Below are 22,478 nucleotides of genomic sequence, written 5' to 3' on the forward strand. Positions count from 1 at the left end.
ATCCATATTTTGAATTCAATCTATTTTTTTACGTGAAAATAGATTGAATTCTTACAGATAAACCTCACCCCTAATCGAGATAGCGCAACAACCTACTATTGAGCTAAATGCAACAATATCACCTTCTCGATTTCTATTTTTTTACCAATTCATTTTTTCGTAACTTATAAACAGTAGTCGTAATCTTCAAAACCAACTTGAAGAGTTATCCGTATTGACCAATTAAGGGACAAATTAAAATTTACATACAGGCTAATCACAGTATTTAAAATTCAAAACCCTACTATTATGATTCGGAAAACCATTTTTTTATTTGGACTCATCATTTCAATTGCATTTACTTTTTCGTGCCAACCCAATAAAAAAACTGAGGAAAAGGAAAAATACGATTCTGTGATGCAACGAAAATTAACAAATTACGCAAAAGTTAGGCTCTCTGCCGACTTAAGTAATCTTACTCCAAATCAGATAAAGCTTTTTTCTCAACTAATTCGAGTATCTAATGCTATTGATGAAATTTATTGGCTTCAAGCATATGGCGACAAAAATCAACTTTTGAATGAGATTACTGATCCTGACATGAGAGAATACGCAATGATTAACTATGGTCCTTGGGATCGATTAGATGGATTTACTCCATTCACCGATGATTTCCCTCCTCGTCCCTTAGGCATCGGTTTTTTTCCTAGCGACATCAATCAAGAAGAATTCTTCGCTTTAAAAAATGACAATAAATACAGTGCCTTTACAATACTAACCCGTGCTGAAAATGGATTGCTAAAAGTACTACCATACCATGTAGCCTACATAAACCAAATAAACGATGCTGTTTCAGCCTTAAAAAGTGCTTCTCTACTATGTGAAACCGAAGAATTTAAAGACTACTTATTGCAACGTGCCGAAGATTTACTTTCGGACAACTTCGAAAAAAGTGATCATTTATGGATGCAATTAAAAAATAATCCTTTGGATTTTATTGCAGGACCAATTTCAAATACCGAGGATCATTTAATTTGGACAAAATATTCCTATGGGGCTTTTATCTTGTTAAGGAACAAGGAATGGACCAAGGATGTTGAGAAATACTCATTACTAATTCCTTACTTACAAAAAAGCCTACCTGTTGCTGATGAGTACAAGACAGAAACTCTTTCCAAAGGTACACATATTGCCATCTACGATGTTTTATACAATTCGGGGTATTGCAATGCAGGTAATAAGCTAATTGGTTTAAACCTGCCTATTGGTAGCTCCAACACAAGCTATACCCAAAAGTTACATTTCAAGAATGTAATGCAGGCCAAATTTGATCAAATTCTACAGCCAATTACGAATCTGGTTATTGATGAAAAACAGCGTAAACATGTATTATTCAAATCGTTCTTTTTAAATACAATTTTCTATGAGATAAGCGATGGTTTGGGAATTTCGCAAACTATAAATGGAAAAGAAAGTGTGAAAGAAGCTTTAAAACAACATTACAATGTAATAAATGAATTAAAAAATGATGTGCTTCGGATGTTTTTTATTGGCAAAATTCATGATATGCATGAGATTCATGATATTCAGTTAATGGATAATTACGTTACTTATATGGCAGATGTATTTAGATCTATTCGTTTTGGAGTAAAGGATTCACAAGGAGTGGCTAACATGATTCGATTTTACTATTTCGAAGAAAATGGAGCCTTTAAATACAATACAAAAAGTGGCACTTACGAGGTTAATGTTTACAAAATGAGAAAAGCCATTGAATCATTATCAAAATTGGTTCTTGAAATACAGGGAAATGGTGATTATGAGGCTGCGGATCGATTAATTAATGAGAAGGGGTTTATTCGCAATGGATTGCTGCATGATCTATATCGAATTCAACGAGCTAAAGTTCCTAAAGATCTTATTTATGATCAAGGTGAAAAAGTTATGATTTCCAATAATTAATTCACATACTAACAACAAAAAAGGCATTTTAAGTTGCCTTTTTTCATTTCCATTCCTTAGGTGAAAGATTTATCATATATTTGAGTTTTAATCTCAATCCTGATACTCACACACAAATGATTCGTCTAATTCTCTGTATTGTTCCTCTTTTTTATTGCCTGAGTGGATTTACTCAAACAATCAAAATCACGGATGATAAAACTCACAAGCCAATAGAAAATGTTTACATTTTTGATTCAAATAATTCTACAGTGACTAATAATCAGGGGGAAGCAAGCTTAACAGAATTCGCAAAAACGGGTCTGGTATACTTTCAACACCCATCCTATAAAAATCTTCACCTTGATTTCTCCGAGATACGAAATCACTCATTTATTATCTCATTAGAATCTACTATCGTCCCCATATCCGAAGTGGTAATATCGGCCAATAAATGGGAAGAAAACATCAATGAAATACCACTAAAAGTTGTTCTTATAAACAAAGAACAAATAAAACAAAGTACTGCGCAAACCAGTGCCGATCTGCTAAAGGAGAGCAATCAAGTTTACATTCAGAAAAGTCAATTGGGTGGAGGTAGTCCGATGATTAGAGGCTTTGCAGCAAACAGAGTTCTCATTGTATTAGATGGCCTTCGTCTGAACAATGCCATTTACAGAAGTGGTAACCTTCAAAATGTAATCAATATTGATCCAAACAGTCTTGAATCGGCTGAAGTAATTTTGGGTCCAGGCTCCATTATTTATGGAAGTGATGCAATTGGTGGAGTAATGGATTTTCACACCATTACCCCTCGTCTATCTACTTCAAAAGCGCCAAATATAAGCTATTCGTATAAATCCAGATACTCGTCTGCGAATAACGAAATGATGAATCACGGCAAATATAATTATGGCACTTCGAAATTGAGTTTTGCCGGCAGTATTAGCTATTCCGATTTCTCGGATTTAAAAATGGGAAAACAGGGTCCATCTGAATACTTACGACCGGAATATGTTATCAGTAAAAATGGTGTAGATGAAATCATTCAAAACAGTAATCCTGAGAGGCAAAAATACAGTGGCTACTCTCAGATTAATCTATTACAAAAAATTCGCTTTAAAGCTTCAGAAACATTAGATATACAGTACAATTTCCAACACTCAGAAACTTCTAATATTCCGAGATACGACCGACTAATTGAATATTCAGACGATCAGTTAAAATATGCTGAATGGTTTTACGGACCGCAAAAACTTCAATTGCATTCTTTGAAAGTTAACAACTCCAAACCGACAATTCTGTATAACTCGTTTAAAATAATAGCCGGTTATCAAAATTATCAAGAGAGCCGACACAGCAGAAAATTTGGTTCCTCAACTCTTACCAATCGAAAAGAGAATTTGAACATCTATTCTGTGAATGCTGATGCGGAAAAACAAATCAATTCCTCCATGCAGCTATTCTACGGGAGTGAATGGACTTACAACAAACTTAATTCTCTCGGAAATAATATGGATATAGATTCTAATGAAAAACTTGAAATTGCAAGTCGTTATCCTGATCATTCAAAGTACTCCAGTTTGGCATTTTACTCCAATTTAAAATGGAAACTAAACTCAAAATGGACCATGAACACCGGAATACGATATTCACAGGTTTGGATTAAATCTGAATTGGATAATCGCTTTTACAATTTCCCCTTCGACAATCTTAACTTAACTACGGGATCTCTAAATGGAGGAATTGGCCTAAGCCATGTTTCAGATAAAGGATGGTTGCTTAAACTAAATGCCACATCAGGATTCAGAGCTCCAAACATTGATGATGTTGCAAAAGTATTTGATTCGGAACCAGGCAAAGTTGTGGTTCCAAATCAAAATTTAAAACCTGAGACAGTCTATAATTTTGAAATAAACTTAAGCAAAAATTTCTCTAAAATACTATTTCTAGATCTCAATGGATTCTACTCCTTTTTAGATCAGGCTATGGTCAGAAAAGATTTTTCCTTTGATGGACAAAGCACTCTAATTTATGATGGTGAAGAAAGTACGATTCAATCCATCGTAAATGCAGACAATGCAAAAATATGGGGTGGAAATTTTAATGCAATATTGAAGTTCTCTGATCATTTATCAGCCAATTCTAGTTTTACAATTACAAAAGGCAAATACAAGGATGGCAGCCCGGTTCGACATGTTCCTCCAATATTTGGAAACACATCGATCATCTACAAAACGAAACACTGGACATCTAGACTAAGCTTAGAATATAATGATGAAATCAGCTATGAAAACCTTGCAGATTCCGAGAGAGACAAAGCCTATCTTTATGCCAAGGACAATAATGGGATGCCCTATTCCCCTGCATGGTTAATTCTAAACTTTACCAATCAAATTCAGATCAACACTAAACTACACGCTAATATAAGTGTGGAAAATATCCTTAATAAACGATACAGACCCTATTCATCGGGAATTAGTGCTAGTGGCAGGAATTTTATAGTAGGGGTTTCTTATGGGCTGTAAATAACTCTTTAAATCATTAGGCCTTTTAAAATGATAATTTAATCCTCTCCTTACAATGAATTTGTAGGAGCAACAATTGTTTGCAATAAATCCTAGCACAACATTCTTACTCCCTTTTCACTTATAAAGAAAATAGGCTAACTCTTTTGTTCCTCATGTCATTGGGAAATATGAGAAATAAAAAAATCCAGTGAACCTTAGTCCACTGGATTTCAATATGCATTTCAAAATATCAGTCATTTAAAAAGTAATGACCTCAAATCCTGATTATTATTTTTCTATATCATACTCTTCAACAACAGCATGAAAAGAAACGAAATCATCAGCTTCAACTCTAGTATCATTAGCAGCAGTAATTTCTAAAGTGCCATAATAATCTTTTGCATCACGAGTTGTTTTTACAATGTACTTATCACCAACTGTTACATTAGCAATTACAGTCTCTACAGTACCAGCATCATAAGCTACTTTTAAAAGTGGCAGATTACCTTCTTCCATTAAATCTTCGTCTGTAATTAGAACAAGACCTGTAGAATTAAGAGCAGTAATCCCTTGATGTAACTGCGCAAAATTACTTGTAAACTTAATCGTACACTCCGGATTAGCAACATCCGCAATTGAATCCCCAACTAAATCATAACCAGGCTTAAGTACATTAACCATGCCTTCAGCTACATCACCAAGAAGATATTCGCTCAACATAAAAGAAGTTGAAACAGTATCAGTAAAAGTACCAACAAAAGCGACTAAACGAACAAATACAGTATCTCCAAGCATGTAATCAGATCCTTTAACGCCAATGTTTAAGTCAGAAGCACTATATGGCTTTGTCCAAAGATCAGCCCAAGTACCTTCTTCACCAACCTTAACTTCTGCCTTCACATTACCAACAGTCGAAGTTTTAGGAGAAACTTTATAAGTGATATTCTTAACAACAGATGAAAGTTCGTAAATAGGGTCAGACACTTCAATGTCCTCTCCATCTTCATCAACATCCTCATAAAAAGGATCCTTAATGGAAGTGGCCGATGTCATACTAATCGTTGTGTACATCTCCTTAACTTTCCCATCAACTGTTGCATTCACATAAATACGCTGTGCATCACCTATAGCATCCAATCCAAGATCTGAACGAAGCAAAGTAAATGAAAATGTATTATTTGAAGCAGTTCCAGTGTATAAAGAAGCTCCATCCATCAATACAACTACATCTGTAACTGTTTTTGACTCTGATACAAAATCGATTGTAGTAGCAAGTTCTGAATCCAGAACCGTAAACTTTGAAGCCGATAAATCCAATTTAACGGAATCATAATAGTTAATTTCCTGGTCAAAATCATCACACGAGAAAAGTGTAATCCCAAGAAACATTACTAAAATATATTTTAAAATATTTTTTTTCATAGTTTTTATCTTTTTTAGAATTTATCCCACCAAAGTTTTGTTGTTGCGGTATCCCCACCAATTGCATCAGCAGCATCATAGTAACTAGGATTCTTGTTTTTTTCTGAATAAGGATATGGAAAACGAGTTGGAATATCAGCATAGTCTATTCCAACAGGATGATTTAAAGTTGGTGCATCCAATCTTCTCCATTCAGACCATCCCTCGATACCACGATTATACATCGCTAACCATTTTTGAGTACCAATTTTTTCTTTCCAAGTTCCTCCAGCAGTAGCATAAGCTACAGATGCTTGAGCTAAGTAGGCGTCAGCTTCAGCTTGTGTTCCACCATAATATAGAATACTAGCAGTAATTCCATTGTTATAGTGCTCTTCAGCCGTGCCACTAATATTCCAGCCTCTTTCAACAGCTTCAGCTAAAAAGAATTCCATTTCAGCATAATCAGAAAGGATAGCCTCAAGTTTTGGGTCATAAAAGTGTTCTGTAAATTGAGAATAGTTATTGTAAGGAACACCATCAACTAATCCGAAAGGAATTCCAACATAGGCACCATCCTTTTGAGTAAACCATAATGGAAGACGAGGATCGTTTAGTGCAACCATTTTATCAATTATAGTATTTGAAGGACAATAGTCGTTACGGTTATCAATTACAAACCCATCATAAATAGTATTCACATAAGGATCCGTACCAATATATTCAAAAAAGGCACCCTCTAAGTTGCTATTGTACACACCTGCAGCAACAGCAGCTTCAACTTTAGCTTGAGAGTTAAAAGCTGGCACATCAGCCATACGCATAGCCATTCTCAGTTTTAATGAGTTTGCAAAGGTTTTCCATTCTGCAATATCCCCATCAAATAACAACTCTTCACCACCGAATGAATCGAAACTAGAATTTAAAGCAGCAATCGCAGCATCTAATCTTACGAATAAATCAAGATATACAGTCTCAGCATCATCATACTTTGGGGCAAAATTCTCAGCACCAATAGTAGCCTCACTATAAGGAATATCACCAAAAGTTTCAGCTAAAACTGAATAAGTGTAAACCTCTAAAATTTCAATGATGGCTTTTTGGTTTATAGCCTTATTAGCTAAAGCCCCAACATAACCAGCATTGTCTATAACAATCTTAGATTCTTCCAGATCCATTAAAACATCTCGATAGAATTCTGCCCAGAAAGTATCTGGAATACCACGATCCTGAAAATCGTAACGAGATCCATCCGTATAGGTAACATCAGACCAATACTGAGCTAACATACGAGAAATGTTATAATTTACATTCATATTGTTATACTGATCGACAAAAGCAATCTCAGCAGTAGTAAATAAGGTTTCTACAGGAACCTCACTTGCGTGCTTTGGATCAATATTGTCCTCCAATTCGCACGAAACAATTCCCATCGTAGAAAAAATCCCTAATAATAAATATGTTATTTTTTTCATTTTATTTTTCTTTAATATTAAAATCCTAAAGTAACATTAAAACCATACGTTCTAGTAGTTGGGTATGAACCGTTAGCAATACCCTGCTCATTACCAGAACTCTGACCTGTTTCAGGATCAAATCCAGGCGTATTCTTATGAATAATCCATAGGTTACGTCCCACTGCAGAAACAACAGCTTTAGTGAAGAATGTTTGACTCAAGATACTTTTTGGAATAGTATAAGATAAAGCAACTTCTCTAAGCTTAACATACGAAGCATCATAAATATATCTTGCAGTTGGTGTTCTTCCATAATACTGATCTCCACCCCAAGAATTTGCTCTCGCAAAAGTCGTATTTGGTGTTCCATCAATATTAACAGCTTCAGCATGTAAAATACCACCACCATCAGAAACAGCATCACGCTTAGGATTTCCTTTTGAGTTCAATCCACCAGTTTCTTTAAATAAACCTGTAGCTAAACCATACTTACGGTCTACAGAATAAATATCACCACCTTTTTGAATATCCACAAGAGCTCGAAGAGTAATACCTTTATAAGAAAAGGTATTCGTAATTCCACCAGTCCAATCAGCCTGAATATTACCAATTACCTTATCATCTTCCGCAGTTTTTGTGTAGTAACCATTAGCATCAACCGTTTTCTTACCATTTGTATAAACAAAATCGGTTCCTTTCAAAACCCCATATGCTTCACCAACAGTCGCATTCATAGTAATATCCCATGCTGATAAAATCTGAATGTTATCAACACCATTATATAGGCTTATAACTTCATTTTTGTTTTTAGCCCAATTAATGTTCATATCCCAGTTAAAATCACTCGATTTAACAGGACTAATATTGATACCCAATTCGATTCCTTTATTTTCAATTTCACCAGAGTTTACAAAAGCACGTGAATATCCACTAGCTGTCGAAACATTAACATCCATAATTTGATCGAAAGAATTAGACTTATACAAAGCAAGATCAAAACCAAATCGGTTATTGAAGAAATTTGCCTCTAAACCAAGTTCGACACTTTCAGTACGCTCAGATTTTAATTCAGGATTCTTTAAAGTACCATTTACAGAAAAAGAAGCTTTATTTCCCCAGTTGACATACTGGCTATAAGCCGATCTTATATTATACGGATTTGTATCATTTCCAACTTCAGCATAATTAGCTCTTAACTTAGCAAAAGAAAGGAAAGATAGGTCTTTAATAGCACCCAACTCTGAAAGGATTAAACTACCAGAAACAGCAGGATAAAAATAAGTATTTTCATTCGTTGGTAAAGTAGATGTTTGATCAACTCTAAAAGAACCTTCAAAATAAGCGAAATTCTTATAACCGACTGAAAAACTACCGTAACCTGATTTTGTATTTTTCTCAAGAAGAGTTTCTGTTGGAGACTTTGCCACTACACTGTTAGCAACGGTATATAAGCCAGGAACAACTAAACCACCTGAGGTTTCACCAGATATTGTTTGGATATTTCTATCTAAATAGTTAACTCCTACTAAACCATTAAGACTAAAATCATTAACTCTTTTCTTAAATTTCAGCATCAAATCAGAATTCCACTCAGAGTATGTTCTATCAAAACTAGAAAACTTTGACTGAGTATTAGATCCTACAGCAATTCTTTCATTTTGTCTTTCTTGATAAAAGTCAATAGAAGTTCTATAAGTTAAAGAAAACATATCGTTCAACTCATAATCTAAGGCAATATAACCAAACAATCTATTTCTTTCATCATCCTCGTAGTTCTTATAACGAGTCCAATAAGGGTTATTAGCATATGCTGGCGCTAAATCAGTTGGATTGCTAGCATTCCACGTTAACATACCACCATCACCTCTTTCATAGTTTTTCTTTAATCTATCAAAATCTAGATTTGTTTGAAACCATTGTGCAAAATTTTGCATCGGGTTATTATCATCGTAACCTGTTCCAAAACGTCCCTTACCCTTTGTGTTAACATAGTTAGCACTCGCACTAGCCTTCAACTTTTCAGTCAATTTATAGTCAGATTTAATAGACATACTATTCTTCTTAATCGAAGAATTAGGCAGAATACCACTTTCATCAGAATTCGTAAATGATAATCTAAAGCTTCCGAAGTCATTACCTCCAGTTAAGGCAACGCTATTAGTGTATTTTACACCTGTTTCAAAGAAATCGTAAACAGTAGATTTTGGAGCAACCCATGGTCTTGTTTCACCATAATTATCAGCATTAGGATCTAATGCATCCCAATGAACAACTTGCAAATTAGGATCAAATGCAGGACCCCATGAAGCATCATCATTAGTATTAACTACAATATTGCCGTTCAAGCCATCACTACCTGAAAAACTCCAGTCTGGTGAATAACCTGCACCATATTCGTATTGGTACTCAGGCATGGTTTCTTTATTAATAGTATTAAAAGTGATACCTGAATTCACAGTCACCCCAAAACCATTCCTTTTCTTACCTTTCTTGGTAGTAATTAAAACTACGCCATTAGCAGCTCGTGATCCATAAAGAGCAGATGCAGCAGCACCTTTCAAAATAGATACCGATTCAACATCGTCAGGATTGATGTCAGAAGCAGCATTACCATAATCATAACCTCCTCGACCACTTGATTGGTCAGCAGTATTAGTGTTGGAATTATCCATAGGTACACCATCAACCACAAAAAGAGCCTGATTGTTTCCCATCAACGAAGCACTACCACGTATTAGGATATTTGCAGATCCACCCATTGTATTTGCTTGACGAATGCTAACACCAGCTACTTTCCCAGAAAGAGAATTTACGATGTTTGATTCTTTGCCTTCACTAATACTTTCGCCACTAACCTCAGTTACGGCATATCCAAGGGATTTTTTCTCACGAGTAACACCTAAAGCAGTTACAACAACTTCATCCATACCTATGGATTCAGTTTCCATCACAACGTTAATGACGGTTTTGTCACCAACTTTAATTTCCTGAGTAATCATTCCCACGAAACTAATCAACAAAATATCTGTAGATTTAGCTTCCAGGGAATATCGCCCATCAATATCAGTACTGGCACCAATCGTAGTACCTTTTAAAACAACAGATACTCCGGGCATACCCAGACCATCTTCAGCACTGGTAATAGTACCAGTTATCTGCTTGCTTTGCGCAGTTACTACTTGTAATCCCATAAAAATGAGTAATACAAATAGTCCAATCATTTTTTTCATAAAAAAAACTTTTTAGTTAGTAATTAAGTAAAGATGCAAAATGGTTAATGGTAATTATAGATTATAAAAATAGCATTTAAAACGCTTTTAACAAAAATTAACAGCCTTTTAACAAATACATAATGATGACTTAAATCATGTTTTAGAGAGTTTAAGATGTTTCAATTAAAGAAAGCAACAACAGCTTTATTCTTTTTAGTTTTAAAATCAACACGATAGCATTCAATATACGAATAAAACATATTGAAATAAAAATAAAAAAAATAAAGTGTTTTTTTTATAAAAAACCGACACACATCATAAAAATGGCAGCAAAAAAGCACTCACACCCCTAAAAAAACAAATCAAACCATTAATAAAATGCAACATTACATCACCACATTATAATAAACAGGGGGTGTTGTGAAATACAAGTAGAAAAACACTAGATTCCTTTTCTGGTAAGAATCAAAAAAAATCAAAAGAATGACCTAGAACCAATTTTCGGAATTGCTACATTTGATAAAATTTAAACAACAATGAAAAGAATACTAGCAGAATTACAGCCGAGAGAAATTTGGAAACATTTCGAAGATATTTGTCAAATTCCAAGACCATCTAAAAAAGAAGATCGAATAATCGACTTTTTGATGGAATTCGGCAAGAAGCACAACTTGCAAACAAAGAGAGATGAAATTGGCAATGTTTTAATTTCAAAACCAGCTACTCCAGGTAATGAAAACAGGAAAACGATTGTTTTACAATCTCACATGGATATGGTTTGTGAAAAAAACAGTGAAACAAAGCACGATTTCGATAAAGACCCTATTATTCCATGGATTGATAACGGTTGGGTGAAAGCCAAAGGAACCACACTAGGTGCTGATGATGGAATTGGTATTGCTGCAGAAATGGCTCTTCTTAGCTCAACTGATATTGCACATGGTCCTATAGAGTGCCTTTTTACTGTTGATGAAGAAACTGGTCTGTCCGGTGCATTTGCTTTACAACCCGGATTTATTAGTGGAGAAATTCTATTAAATCTGGATTCGGAAGATGAAGGTGAAATTTTTATCGGTTGTGCCGGAGGAATTGACACCTTGGCAACAATAGAATATTCTAAGGAAGATGTCCCCAATGGACATTTCCCTGTTCGAATTGATGTAAAAGGACTTCTTGGAGGTCATTCGGGTGATGAAATAAATAAAGGTCGTGGCAACTCAAACAAAATCTTAAATCGTTTTCTTTGGCAGATAAATAAGAAATATGATATTCGAATTGCGTGTTTTGATGGTGGAAATTTAAGAAATGCAATTCCTCGCGAAGCCTATGCAATCATCACCTTACCTTCTAAATTCAAAGAAAATGTTCGTGTAGATTTAAATATTTACGCTGCAGAAATGGAAGATGTATGGAGTGTTAGTGAACCCAAACTAAAAATATCATTAGAATCTACCGACACTCCGGCATTTGTGATTGATAAGGAAAGCTCCTCAAACTTAATGGATGCCATTTACGCATGCCCGCATGGAGTTTTTTCCATGAGTTCAAAAATGCCAGGTATGGTTGAAACTTCAACAAATTTAGCATCAGTTAAATTTTCAGGAGAGAATAAAATCAAAATTACCACCTCCCAAAGAAGTGATGTAGATAGCGAAAAATACAACATCTCTCAAATGGTTGGCACTACCCTAAGCATGGCAAATGCGAAAATTGAACACACCGATGGATATCCTGGATGGGCTCCAAATCCTTCTTCCGAAATATTAGCTACTGCGGTAAATTCCTACAAAAAACTTTTTGGAATAGAACCAGTTGTTCGTTCCATTCATGCAGGACTTGAATGCGGCCTTTTTCTTGAGAAATATCCAAACATGGATATGATTTCATTTGGACCTACACTTAAAGATGTGCATTCGCCAGATGAACAAATAAATATTGAAACGGTGGATAAATTTTGGAAACATCTACTCGACATTGTCCAAAACTCACCTTTAAAATAAAAGAGAACTATTGTCCTCTACTATTAATATAACGGCGGTCCTGAATTCAGGTCGCCGTTTTTTTTTATCTTCAATCAATTTATTCATTGTTTAAACTTATGTGTCGTGACTGAATTACTAGCTAATTTTCAGGAAATGGATATCTACTCCTTTCCCATTATCTGCTTACTATTATTAGCTGGATTCGCGGTGGGCATAATTAATACCATTGCCGGAAGCGGAACTGTAATCTCCTATTCCTTATTTATGTTTTTAGGTCTCTCCGCGCCATTTGCCAATGGAACAATTCGATTTGGTGTGATTATGCAAACATTAGTCGCCTCATATAATTTTAAAAAACAAAATATTCTTGATCTCAGAAAAGGAGTCTTACTTGCATTTCCTACTGTTCTTGGATCTATTTTGGGAGCACAAATAGCCATTAGTATTGACAAGGATCTGTTTGAGATTTTAATAGCAGCCGTTATGCTTGTTATGGCTTTCTTCTTATTCTTCAAACCAAAACAATGGCTTACAGGTTCTAAACTTCTTCAAAGCAAGAAATTTGGATTCAAACAATTCATCATCTTTTTTGCTGTTGGAATATATGGTGGTTTTATCCATATCGGAGTTGGCATTTTCCTGATAGGCATTTTAGTTCTTCAAATGGGTTACGATTTAGTAAGGGCAAATGCCTTAAAAGTATTTATAGTACTATTATACAGCCCATTTGCATTGATCATTTTCATGATGAATGATCAAATACATTATGGAATTGGAGCAATTGCTGCAATAGGTAACGTATTGGGTGGATATGTTGCCTCCCGTTTTGCGCTAAATTGGGGGTCTAATTTTATTAGATGGATACTAATGCTTATAATTATTCTTTTTTGTATTCGAGCCTTAAACCTCTTTCACTTCTAAATAAAGCGCGTTGACACCAATATCGAAACCATTGGTCAAGTACCCATATTTGTATTAATTTTTCATAAATCAATACTGCTAAAAAACCTTTCCGAAATTAGATAAAAAGAGTAGTTTTGTGCACTAATTTTAACGACTAAGACGTGAAACAAGAAGCCTACAATAATATAGAAACATGGTTTAATAATTATATTGCCGGGTTTGAAATTGAGATCGAAGAAATTAAGCTCAATATTAATTTAAAACGAAACCATACGTTTCGTGTGGTCGAATTAATTAAAGAACTTAGCCAAGAAACAGATATGGATGAGAAGGATGTAAGCTTGGCTCAGATATCTGCTTTATTGCATGATTTAGGAAGATTTGAGCAATTGGCTAATTATGGTACATTTTCCGATACTGAAGAAATTAATCACATTCAGCTTGGGATCTCGACCATTACCGAAAACAATATCTTATCTGAACTCACAGAGGAAGAATCAAATATTGTAATTGAAAGCATTAAATACCATAATGAATTACAACTACCCAAAACGATAGACTCCCAACTATTGCCTTTTATCAAGATACTAAGGGATGCAGACAAAATTGATATTCTTTATATTGTTGCAGATTATTATTCAAACAATAAACAAGGAAACAACAAAAGGCTGGAAATGGATTTATCCGACAAACCGGAAATTTCAAAGAAAGTATACCAAAGCATTATTGGTGAAAAGCTTGTAAACTTTAAGGATGTTCTTACGATTAACGATCTAAAGCTTTATCAAATGTCTCTTATATTTAATCTTAACTTTAAAAAGAGCTATAAAATCATCAGTGAAAAAACGTATTTAAAACAAATATTCGAAACCTTACCAAAAAAAGATCTTGTAATTGATATGTACAGGCAAATGAAAATACACCTTGAAAATCAACTATAAAATCAACTACATTAAAGCTTATGTAGAATGATTAAAAATAATAATCTTAGATTCGACGATTTAAATCGAATAATGTATATATTTACAAAAGATTATTATTAAAAGACCATAAACAATGAGAGATATCGTTTGTAACTGTCAGATGGTAGACAGAAAAACCATAGATAAGGCTATTCACGAAAAAAGCGCCACCACAATTGAAGAAATCAGAAGATACACCGGAGCTAATACTGGTTGTGGTAAATGTATTGGCTATATAAACAGCATATTAGATACTGAAGTTCCTAAAATTGCAGTGAAAGTAGAGAATTCACCACCAAGTAAATTTAAACTTTGGTAAAACCATATAGCTTCGGAAATACCGAAGCTTTTTTTGATTCAAAATTCATTCTACAATACCTTTCGAACTACATCGATAATAGTTCCATCAACCCATTTTATAGCAGCTACAATCTCATCTGATAAAACCAGCTCATCCATAACACCACAAATAGCTTCCGCTTCTTTCTTCAATTCTTCAATTGATTTAATGGGCAAACAACTTCCTTTCAATTTTTCCAACAGATCTTTTCGTAAGGGGTTGATAGCAATTCCTCTTTCGGTAACGATAACATCTATCAATTCACCAGGACCACATATTGTTGTCACCTCATCTCTTACAACTGGTATTCTATTTCGAAATAATGGTATTGGTAGAATTACTGTTTTGCTAAACAAACAATTTTGCCACCCTCCGATTCCATGCAATAAATAACCATCTGAATGAGTCACTACGTTTGCATTAAAATTAACATCAACCTCAGTAGCCCCTAGAATTGCAACATCCACCATTCCTGCAAAATTCCCTTTACTATGATAGTTATAACTGGTAAAAGGACTAGTCCATACATGATTTGCATTTTCCCGCATCGATCGCACTCCTTCCAGATCGAAAGTTTGACCATCTAAAATGTATTCCACAAGTCCCTCTTCGAGCATTTGCACGAGATATTTATTACTCCCCCCCCTTGCAAATCGAGCTTTTATGCCTTTTTCTTTCATTATTTTGCCAAAAAATTCACTAATAGCAAGTGAAGTACCTCCTGCTCCTGCCTGAAATGAAAAGCCATCTTTAATAATACCTGCTTCTTCGCAAAATTTTGCTGTTAATTCGGCTATAAATAAACGATCCGGACTCTTGGTGATTTGTGTCGTTCCTGAAACAATTTCTTCGGGAATTCCAATCTGATCCATTTCAACCGTAAAATCAACAAAATTCCCCTGAATTTGCCATGGGACACAAGGAAAGGCAATCATATTATCTGTAGCCACAATAACCTTATCGGCAAATTGTGAATCTGCTAAAGCAAATCCGAGTAGACCTGATGCAGAATTTCCTGCAAGACCATTGGCATTTCCGAAAGAATCTGCGCAGGCCGCTCCAATAACCGCGATATCAATATGAACTTCTCCATCCTGAATAGCCTGATACCTGCCTCCGTGAGAACGCAGAATAGCAATACCTTTCATTTTCCCTTCTGAACAAAACTTTCCCAAAGGACCATTCATACTTCCCTCTATGCGAGAAATCGTACCATCTTCAAGGTAGGGAATAAGATGTTCGTGACATGGAAATGAAGCCGATGGGAACCAAATTAAATCCTTCACCCCCAACTCATGAGCGATATCAAATATCTTATTTGCCAATAAATCTCCATTTCGAAAATGATGATGGGTAGAAATCCTCATGCCATTAGCCAAACCAGCCTTTACCAAAGCATCTTTTAAATCCTTACCCTTTTTGTTACCATCGGCTGGATAATTTGCATTGGTCGGGATTTTAGAGTTGTATTTTCGATTTTTAGGAACAAACATCCCAATTCCCATAAAAGGGATTGCCTCTTCCCCATTAATTTGAGTTGGAACCATTCGTCCAACTGCATTTTTAATTAATTTAACCGACATAATCACTCCTCCAATCTTTAGGTAGTATTCCAAGATTAATTGCCAACTCCAAAACTTTTAATTGTCGTTTCACCACCGGAGGATCCACCATTTTGGTTCCAACTGAAACCACAGATAACCCCATACTTTCAGCTTCATAAAAAGCATTCACTATTTTCTTTGCTCTTTCTATCTCATCACAATTTGGGGCGAAATTCTCATGTATTACCGATATTTGTCGAGGATGTATGCAACCCATCCCCTGGAACCCTAATGATTTTGATCGTTTTACATTTTCGGCCAATGCCTGCATATCTCCAACATCAGAAAAAACAGAATCTATTGCTTGTATTTTTGCAGCATGACAAGCATTCACAACCCGCATTCTTCCATATAGTGATTCGGCGCCACTATTAGTTCGCTGAACTCCTAAATCAGCTGTGTAATCCTCCAAACCAATTGCCATAGCAACAATATTACGCGAAGCTGATGCAATTTCATAAGCATTTTCAACACCAAGCGCAGTCTCTATAATTGGCATTAAAAAGATATCCCGTATGAGATTTACTTTTTGTTTAATTTTAGCAATTTCTTCTTCAACTCTATCAATCTCTGCACGGGATTCACATTTGGGTATTAAAATAAGATGAACATTATGAGGAACAATAAAAGTCAAATCTTCAAGACCGAATTGCCCTTGATTAATTCGAACCATCCTTTCAGCACCGTAAAAGTTTTGAGAACGTAATGCGTTACGCACAATATATCGCGCCTCATTTTTTTTGGAAACAGCTACAGCGTCTTCCAAATCGAGAATAATACCATTGGGTTTATGAATACCTGCATTAAGCATCATGTAAGGCGTGTTTCCAGGAAGATACAGTCTGGAAAATCTAAATTGATCCTTATTGGATTTATATAAATTATCAGGAAGAAAATCAAAGAGAAAATCTTTATTAGAACTAACAACCTGCTTTATGGCCGACTCGAGTCGTGCGGCTATGACATAGGGTAAGGCACCACTATCATTAATTACGACCAATGCATTCTCTACAGAGAAAAAACTTAAGATTGATCTACATAAGGCTTCAATTGACTTCCCATAGAAAACTTTCACCTTTGATTCCAATTTGAAAATAATCCCTTCGGATTGCTTTAACTCAATGCTAACAAAACAGTCTCCTTTACCATTAGCATCAAAATTTCCTGCCGTACCAATTTGTCCTCCAAGTTCCATATTTAATGAGATTTAGATTGCCAAAATATCAAACAAAAAAAAAGGAGAAGTAAGAACCCAAATAATCAGTTCCTACCGCTCCCTTTCATTCCCATTTTACATCTGATTAATTAATGTATCTAAATATACCATTTTAGATGAAATAAAAAAATGACTATACTCAAGTTTATAACTAAAAAAAGGGTTGCCGCAAACGACAACCCTTTAAAAATATCTAAAATGATGACTTTCTACATCAAGAAACTCAATAAAATACCAGCTGCTACTGCTGATCCAATAACTCCTGAAACATTCGGTGCCATGGCGTGCATTAACAAGTGATTTGTAGGATCGTTTTGTAATCCCATTGTTTGAACAACACGAGCACTATCCGGCACTGCCGACACTCCTGCTGCACCAATCATTGGGTTAATAGGACGATCTTTTGGTGAAAGCCAATTCATTATTTTAGCAAAAATAACTCCTCCGGCAGTCGCTACAATAAATGAAGCTGCACCCAATCCAAAAATTAAGATCGAATCTTTGGTTAAGAAAACATCTGCCTGAGTAGATGCTCCAACTGTAACACCTAATAAAATCGTAATGGTGTTAATCAATGCATTACTTGCAGTATCAGCCAAACGATTTGTTACTGTTGATTCTTTTAATAAGTTACCAAAGAATAACATACCCAAAAGAGGTAAAGCTGTTGGAGAAATAAATGCAGTTAATAACAATCCAATAATAGGGAATATTATTTTTTCAAGACGAGTTACCGAACGTGGTGGCTTCATCTTAATTTTTCTCTCTTTTTTAGTGGTCAATAAGTTTATAATTGGCGGCTGAATCACCGGAACCAAAGCCATATAAGAATAGGCTGCAATTGCGATAGGTCCAATTAAGTTTTTAACCGTTTCTCCATTAGCCATCACATTCATTCCATTTGCCAGTTTCGACGAAAGGAAAATAGCAGTAGGTCCATCAGCACCACCAATAATTCCAATAGCACCTGCTTCTGGAGGAGCAAAGCCCAACCAAAGAGCACCTAGAAAAGTAATAAAAATACCTATCTGAGCAGCAGCACCCAAAATCATTAATCTTGGATTACTAATAAGCGATGAAAAGTCGGTCATTGCACCAATTCCTAAGAATATCAAAGGAGGATACCAACCATTAACAACTCCTGAATAAAGTATATTCATGACAGAACCTGGCTCATAGATACCTAATTTCAGGTTAAAATCTACAGCTTGAAACATTGGAATATTACCGATGATAACACCCGTTCCAATTGGAATTAGCAATAAGGGTTCGTAGTCATATTTAATAGCTAAAAAAATGAAAACCAAACCAATTAACACCATTAACAAGTTTCCAGGTGTAACGTTTGCGAAACCTGTGAATTCATAAAAATTCATTAAACCTACTACCGCACCTGAGTTGTTTTCACAATTAAGACTAGAGTTAGCAAACTTAAGAAAAGCACCATCAACCTTGGCTATACGCGAACCAAGCTCCAAATTTTCTGTTGTTGTAAGATAATTATTTGAACCAGAGTTCGGATCCAGATTTTTAAATAAATGCGTTACAACTTTAGGATTAAATTTTAAAATTACATTTACTCCTTGTGCTTCCCATTTACCAGTAAAACGCTGTTTTACCGAATCCATGATAAATGTGTTATCACTTTTGAATTCGAAAATCTTATATCTTTTTACTGTGATATCGGAATCTCCAACAGGGTTTGGGATATAACCATCTTCATGATTAACCCATTTTCCTGTTGTCAATTTTTCTGCGGTATCAGATGATTTTTGAGCAATGGAGTTAAAAGCTAACCCCATTACCAAAATCACTGAGAATACCAATGAACAAAGTTTTCTCATTATATAGTTTTTGCGTTTTAGTATTGAAATATTATGCTATTTCAATTAATACGTCCTCCTGAAGTACGCTATCGCCAACTGCAACCTTTATGGCTTTAACAGTTCCTCCTTTTTCGGCCAACACATTATTTTCCATTTTCATTGCTTCCATCACCAAGAGAGTATCTCCAGGGTTGACAGAATCACCAACTGCAATGTTAATTTTAATAATACTACCTGGAAGTGGCGCTTTAACTGTTGAAGCACCAACTCCACTTTTCTTGATACTACCTTCACCTGGTTTGTTAACAACCGGCTTGCGAACCAATCTAGGAGTTTTTGATGATTTCTCTGCAACATGCACATCAACATCATAACTCGTTCCGTTCACTTCAATTTTGGCATTCGATCCTTCAAAATCTTTGATTTCAACATCGTATTCCTGCCCTCGTATTGTAAATTTGAACTTCTTCATTTTGCTTATCTTGGTTGATTCATTACTCCATAAATCTTAGAACTCCATGGAGAATAATTCTTAGTAACTTTTTTAATTGTGATGATATTGCTTTCATCATCGTGATTTTGTTGTTGTAAGTGCATGTACAAGGCCATTGCAATAGCAGCATTAACGCCTCCCTCGATGTGTAAATCATCAGTATCAGCGCCAGATCGACCTTCCCTCATCAACTTTTTTCTTAAGTTAAGATGTAAAAGTTTCGGCAAATTGACAAAAACAATTACCAGCAGTACCAATGCAGCAAATACAATGGAATAACCTACTATGGCAACAGTCCATCCACCTTGACTTCCTATGGATAAAATATTCATTAACATAGAACTAATTTTTATAATGGAATATTAGAATGTTTTTTAGGTGGATTCACTTGCTTTTTAGTCTGAAGAGACTGAAATGCGCGAATCACTCTAAAACGAGTATTACGTGGCTCAATTACATCATCGATATAACCGTATGATGCTGCATTGTATGGATTAGCAAATGCCTCGTTGTACTCAATTTCAGTTTCAGCGATGAATTTCACTTTATCAGCATCGTTTAACTCAGCCATTTTTCTTCCGTGAAGTACTTCAATTGCACCTTTGGCACCCATAACCGCAATTTCAGCAGTAGGCCATGCATAATTTAAATCACCACGAAGTTGCTTACAAGACATTACATCATGAGCACCACCGTAAGATTTTCTTAGAGTAATAGTTACTTTTGGAACAGTAGCCTCACCATAAGCGAACATTAATTTCGCTCCATGAGTAATAATACCACCAAACTCCTGACTTGATCCAGGTAAGAAACCAGGAACATCAACCAAGGTTAAAATTGGAATATTGAAACAATCGCAGAAACGAATGAATCTAGCCGCTTTTCTTGAAGACTCAATATCAAGTACTCCAGCAAGGAAACTAGGCTGATTTGCAACAACACCTATCGACATTCCACCCATACGAGTAAAACCAACAATAATGTTCTTAGCATAGTGACGGTGAACTTCTAGAAATTCAGCATCATCAGCAATTGTATAAATTACATCCTTCATGTCGTAAGGCATGTTTGGATTTGCAGGAATGATCTCGTTAAGGATATCATCCATTCTATCCATAGGATCAGAACAAGCTGTAATTGGAGCTTCTTCCAAATTATTTGATGGCATGTAAGACAACAACTTACGAATGATCATGATACCTTCTTCTTCATCATCTACCATGAAGTGAGACACACCTGATTTCGAAGCATGCATTTTAGCACCACCTAGATCTTCTACGCTAATATCTTCACCTGTTACAGTCTTAACAACCTTAGGACCTGTTACGAACATGTATGACTTTTCTTCTGTCATCATGATAAAGTCGGTAAGCGCTGGAGAATAAACCGCACCACCTGCACAAGGACCGAAAATCGCAGAAATCTGAGGAATTACCCCTGAAGCAAGAATGTTTCTTTCAAAGATCTCAGCATATCCTGCCAAAGCAGTAACACCTTCCTGAATACGAGCTCCACCTGAATCGTTCATTCCAACAACCGGTGCACCCATTTTCATGGCCATATCCATAATTTTACAAATCTTCTGAGCGTAGGTTTCTGATAACGACCCTCCAAAAACAGTAAAATCCTGAGAAAATACGAATACTAAACGACCATCGATTGTACCTTGACCGGTAACAACACCATCGCCTAAGAATTTCGTTTTCTCCATACCGAAGTTAGTACAACGGTGTTGAACAAACATGTCAAATTCCTCGAAACTTCCCTCATCAAGAAGCATATCGATTCTTTCACGAGCTGTAAATTTGCCTTTCTTGTGTTGAGATTCGATTCTTTTCTCACCTCCACCAAGCTTAGCCTCCGTTCTTAAATCAATTAACTTTTTAATTTTATCCTGACTAGCCATAACCAATTGAGTTATTATTATTTATTGAGTATTCTTATTTATTGCCACAAATCTCAGTCAAAACGCGCTGAGTTGATTTTGGATGTAAAAATCCAATTTTCAAACCTTCTGCACCATTGCGAGGAGTCTTATCGATCACCTGACAACCAGCTTCCTGAACATCATTTAATGCTTGCTGAACATCTTCAACTGCGAATGCCATGTGATGCATTCCGCCACCTGTTTTTGCAACAAACTTACCAATTGGGCCTTCAGGATCTGTAGACTCCAACAATTCAATTTTGGTATCTCCAACCTTAAAAAAAGCTGTTTTAACCTTCTGCTCAACGACCTCTTCAACTGCGTAGCACTCCAAACCCAATACTTTTTCGTAGAATGGAATTGCCTCCTCTAAGCTTTTTACAGCTATACCGATATGTTCAATATGCGATGGTTTCATTATAGATATATTTTAATTAATGTAGATGACAAAAATATCGAATTGAAAAATGTCAATCAATGATCTGTAACATTATTAAAGTTGTTTTTTAACATGTATTCAGAACAGGAATATCTCACTTTATTCTAAAAATCAAACAAATATGATAAAACCCTTTTAAAAAATTCCATATTTAGAAATTAAAAGCCCGAAAACCTTTGCGTAAAAATTAGAACTAAGAAATTCCCCGTGCATTTTCGAGAAAAAAGAAATCTCTTTTCATACAAAACAGAACTGTTTTTTACCATTCCTCAACATATCTAATCAT

The 22,478-nt window shown here is 35.3% G+C and carries 16 protein-coding genes; 6 read left to right on the forward strand and 10 right to left on the reverse strand.

Annotated features, from left to right (window positions below; genetic code table 11):
• Positions 1–288 precede the first annotated feature (288 nt).
• Positions 289–1,941 (forward strand): Zn-dependent hydrolase, encoded by a 1,653-nt coding sequence (locus ALGA_RS02970; RefSeq protein ID WP_096427885.1) that lies wholly within the window; start codon positions 289–291, stop codon positions 1,939–1,941.
• Between the two features lie 116 nt (positions 1,942–2,057).
• Entirely contained in the window at positions 2,058–4,448 is a 2,391-nt protein-coding gene (locus tag ALGA_RS02975) for a TonB-dependent receptor plug domain-containing protein (protein ID WP_096427886.1), read from the forward strand.
• 270 nt (positions 4,449–4,718) lie between these two features.
• On the opposite strand, the gene ALGA_RS02980 is transcribed toward ALGA_RS02975, so the two are convergent.
• From ALGA_RS02980 to ALGA_RS02990, 3 genes are read right to left on the reverse strand one after another with little or no spacing between them, the layout of a single operon-like run.
• Positions 4,719–5,852: a hypothetical protein gene (locus ALGA_RS02980; RefSeq protein ID WP_096427887.1), complete on the reverse strand. Its 1,134-nt coding sequence runs from the start codon at positions 5,850–5,852 to the stop codon at positions 4,719–4,721.
• 14 nt (positions 5,853–5,866) lie between these two features.
• On the reverse strand, positions 5,867–7,306 hold the full coding sequence (locus ALGA_RS02985; RefSeq protein WP_096427888.1) for a SusD/RagB family nutrient-binding outer membrane lipoprotein: 1,440 nt from the start codon (positions 7,304–7,306) through the stop codon (positions 5,867–5,869).
• 17 nt (positions 7,307–7,323) lie between these two features.
• Positions 7,324–10,518 (reverse strand): SusC/RagA family TonB-linked outer membrane protein, encoded by a 3,195-nt coding sequence (locus tag ALGA_RS02990; RefSeq protein ID WP_096427889.1) that lies wholly within the window; start codon positions 10,516–10,518, stop codon positions 7,324–7,326.
• A 518-nt stretch (positions 10,519–11,036) separates the two neighbouring features.
• Here ALGA_RS02990 and ALGA_RS02995 point away from each other — a divergent pair.
• From ALGA_RS02995 to ALGA_RS03010, 4 genes are all read left to right on the forward strand, one after another.
• A complete protein-coding gene (locus ALGA_RS02995) occupies positions 11,037–12,500 on the forward strand; it encodes an aminoacyl-histidine dipeptidase (protein WP_096427890.1) in 1,464 nt (487 codons plus the stop codon).
• Positions 12,501–12,605: 105 nt separating this feature from the next.
• On the forward strand, positions 12,606–13,403 hold the full coding sequence (locus ALGA_RS03000; protein WP_096427891.1) for a sulfite exporter TauE/SafE family protein: 798 nt from the start codon (positions 12,606–12,608) through the stop codon (positions 13,401–13,403).
• A gap of 143 nt (positions 13,404–13,546) precedes the next feature.
• Entirely contained in the window at positions 13,547–14,326 is a 780-nt protein-coding gene (locus tag ALGA_RS03005; RefSeq protein ID WP_096427892.1) for an HD domain-containing protein, read from the forward strand.
• Between the two features lie 115 nt (positions 14,327–14,441).
• Positions 14,442–14,666, forward strand: a complete 225-nt coding sequence (locus ALGA_RS03010) for a (2Fe-2S)-binding protein (protein WP_096427893.1) — start codon at positions 14,442–14,444, stop codon at positions 14,664–14,666.
• A gap of 50 nt (positions 14,667–14,716) precedes the next feature.
• Here the strand turns inward: ALGA_RS03010 and ALGA_RS03015 are convergent, their stop codons facing one another.
• The 7 genes from ALGA_RS03015 to mce form a co-directional block, all read right to left on the reverse strand.
• Entirely contained in the window at positions 14,717–16,303 is a 1,587-nt protein-coding gene (locus tag ALGA_RS03015) for a citrate lyase subunit alpha (protein WP_197705687.1), read from the reverse strand.
• Positions 16,260–17,486, reverse strand: coding sequence for an aldolase/citrate lyase family protein (locus ALGA_RS03020; protein ID WP_096427895.1), 1,227 nt, complete (start codon positions 17,484–17,486; stop codon positions 16,260–16,262). Before ALGA_RS03020 ends, ALGA_RS03015 begins: the two co-directional genes overlap by 44 nt.
• A gap of 230 nt (positions 17,487–17,716) precedes the next feature.
• Positions 17,717–19,351, reverse strand: a complete 1,635-nt coding sequence (locus tag ALGA_RS03025) for a sodium ion-translocating decarboxylase subunit beta (protein WP_231706048.1) — start codon at positions 19,349–19,351, stop codon at positions 17,717–17,719.
• Positions 19,352–19,382: 31 nt separating this feature from the next.
• Entirely contained in the window at positions 19,383–19,805 is a 423-nt protein-coding gene (locus ALGA_RS03030; RefSeq protein WP_096427896.1) for a biotin/lipoyl-containing protein, read from the reverse strand.
• A gap of 5 nt (positions 19,806–19,810) precedes the next feature.
• A complete protein-coding gene (locus ALGA_RS03035) occupies positions 19,811–20,164 on the reverse strand; it encodes an OadG family protein (protein ID WP_096427897.1) in 354 nt (117 codons plus the stop codon).
• Positions 20,165–20,175: 11 nt separating this feature from the next.
• On the reverse strand, positions 20,176–21,732 hold the full coding sequence (locus ALGA_RS03040) for an acyl-CoA carboxylase subunit beta (RefSeq protein WP_096427898.1): 1,557 nt from the start codon (positions 21,730–21,732) through the stop codon (positions 20,176–20,178).
• Between the two features lie 34 nt (positions 21,733–21,766).
• A complete protein-coding gene (gene mce, locus ALGA_RS03045) occupies positions 21,767–22,171 on the reverse strand; it encodes a methylmalonyl-CoA epimerase (protein ID WP_096427899.1) in 405 nt (134 codons plus the stop codon).
• Positions 22,172–22,478 lie beyond the last annotated feature (307 nt).

The sequence above is a fragment of the Labilibaculum antarcticum genome, assembly GCF_002356295.1.
Classification (GTDB): domain Bacteria; phylum Bacteroidota; class Bacteroidia; order Bacteroidales; family Marinifilaceae; genus Labilibaculum; species Labilibaculum antarcticum.

Bases quoted from the DNA above. Each gene is read 5' to 3' on its own strand.
- ALGA_RS02975 (WP_096427886.1), top strand. From the start codon at position 2,058: ATGATTCGTCTAATTCTCTGTATTGTTCCTCTTTTTTATTGCCTGAGT.
- ALGA_RS02990 (WP_096427889.1), bottom strand. From the start codon at position 10,518: ATGAAAAAAATGATTGGACTATTTGTATTACTCATTTTTATGGGATTA.
- ALGA_RS02985 (WP_096427888.1), bottom strand. From the start codon at position 7,306: ATGAAAAAAATAACATATTTATTATTAGGGATTTTTTCTACGATGGGA.
- ALGA_RS03025 (WP_231706048.1), bottom strand. From the start codon at position 19,351: ATGAGAAAACTTTGTTCATTGGTATTCTCAGTGATTTTGGTAATGGGG.
- ALGA_RS02980 (WP_096427887.1), bottom strand. From the start codon at position 5,852: ATGAAAAAAAATATTTTAAAATATATTTTAGTAATGTTTCTTGGGATT.
- ALGA_RS03010 (WP_096427893.1), top strand. From the start codon at position 14,442: ATGAGAGATATCGTTTGTAACTGTCAGATGGTAGACAGAAAAACCATA.
- ALGA_RS03040 (WP_096427898.1), bottom strand. From the start codon at position 21,732: ATGGCTAGTCAGGATAAAATTAAAAAGTTAATTGATTTAAGAACGGAG.
- ALGA_RS03035 (WP_096427897.1), bottom strand. From the start codon at position 20,164: ATGTTAATGAATATTTTATCCATAGGAAGTCAAGGTGGATGGACTGTT.
- ALGA_RS03030 (WP_096427896.1), bottom strand. From the start codon at position 19,805: ATGAAGAAGTTCAAATTTACAATACGAGGGCAGGAATACGATGTTGAA.
- ALGA_RS02995 (WP_096427890.1), top strand. From the start codon at position 11,037: ATGAAAAGAATACTAGCAGAATTACAGCCGAGAGAAATTTGGAAACAT.
- ALGA_RS02970 (WP_096427885.1), top strand. From the start codon at position 289: ATGATTCGGAAAACCATTTTTTTATTTGGACTCATCATTTCAATTGCA.
- mce (WP_096427899.1), bottom strand. From the start codon at position 22,171: ATGAAACCATCGCATATTGAACATATCGGTATAGCTGTAAAAAGCTTA.
- ALGA_RS03020 (WP_096427895.1), bottom strand. From the start codon at position 17,486: ATGGAACTTGGAGGACAAATTGGTACGGCAGGAAATTTTGATGCTAAT.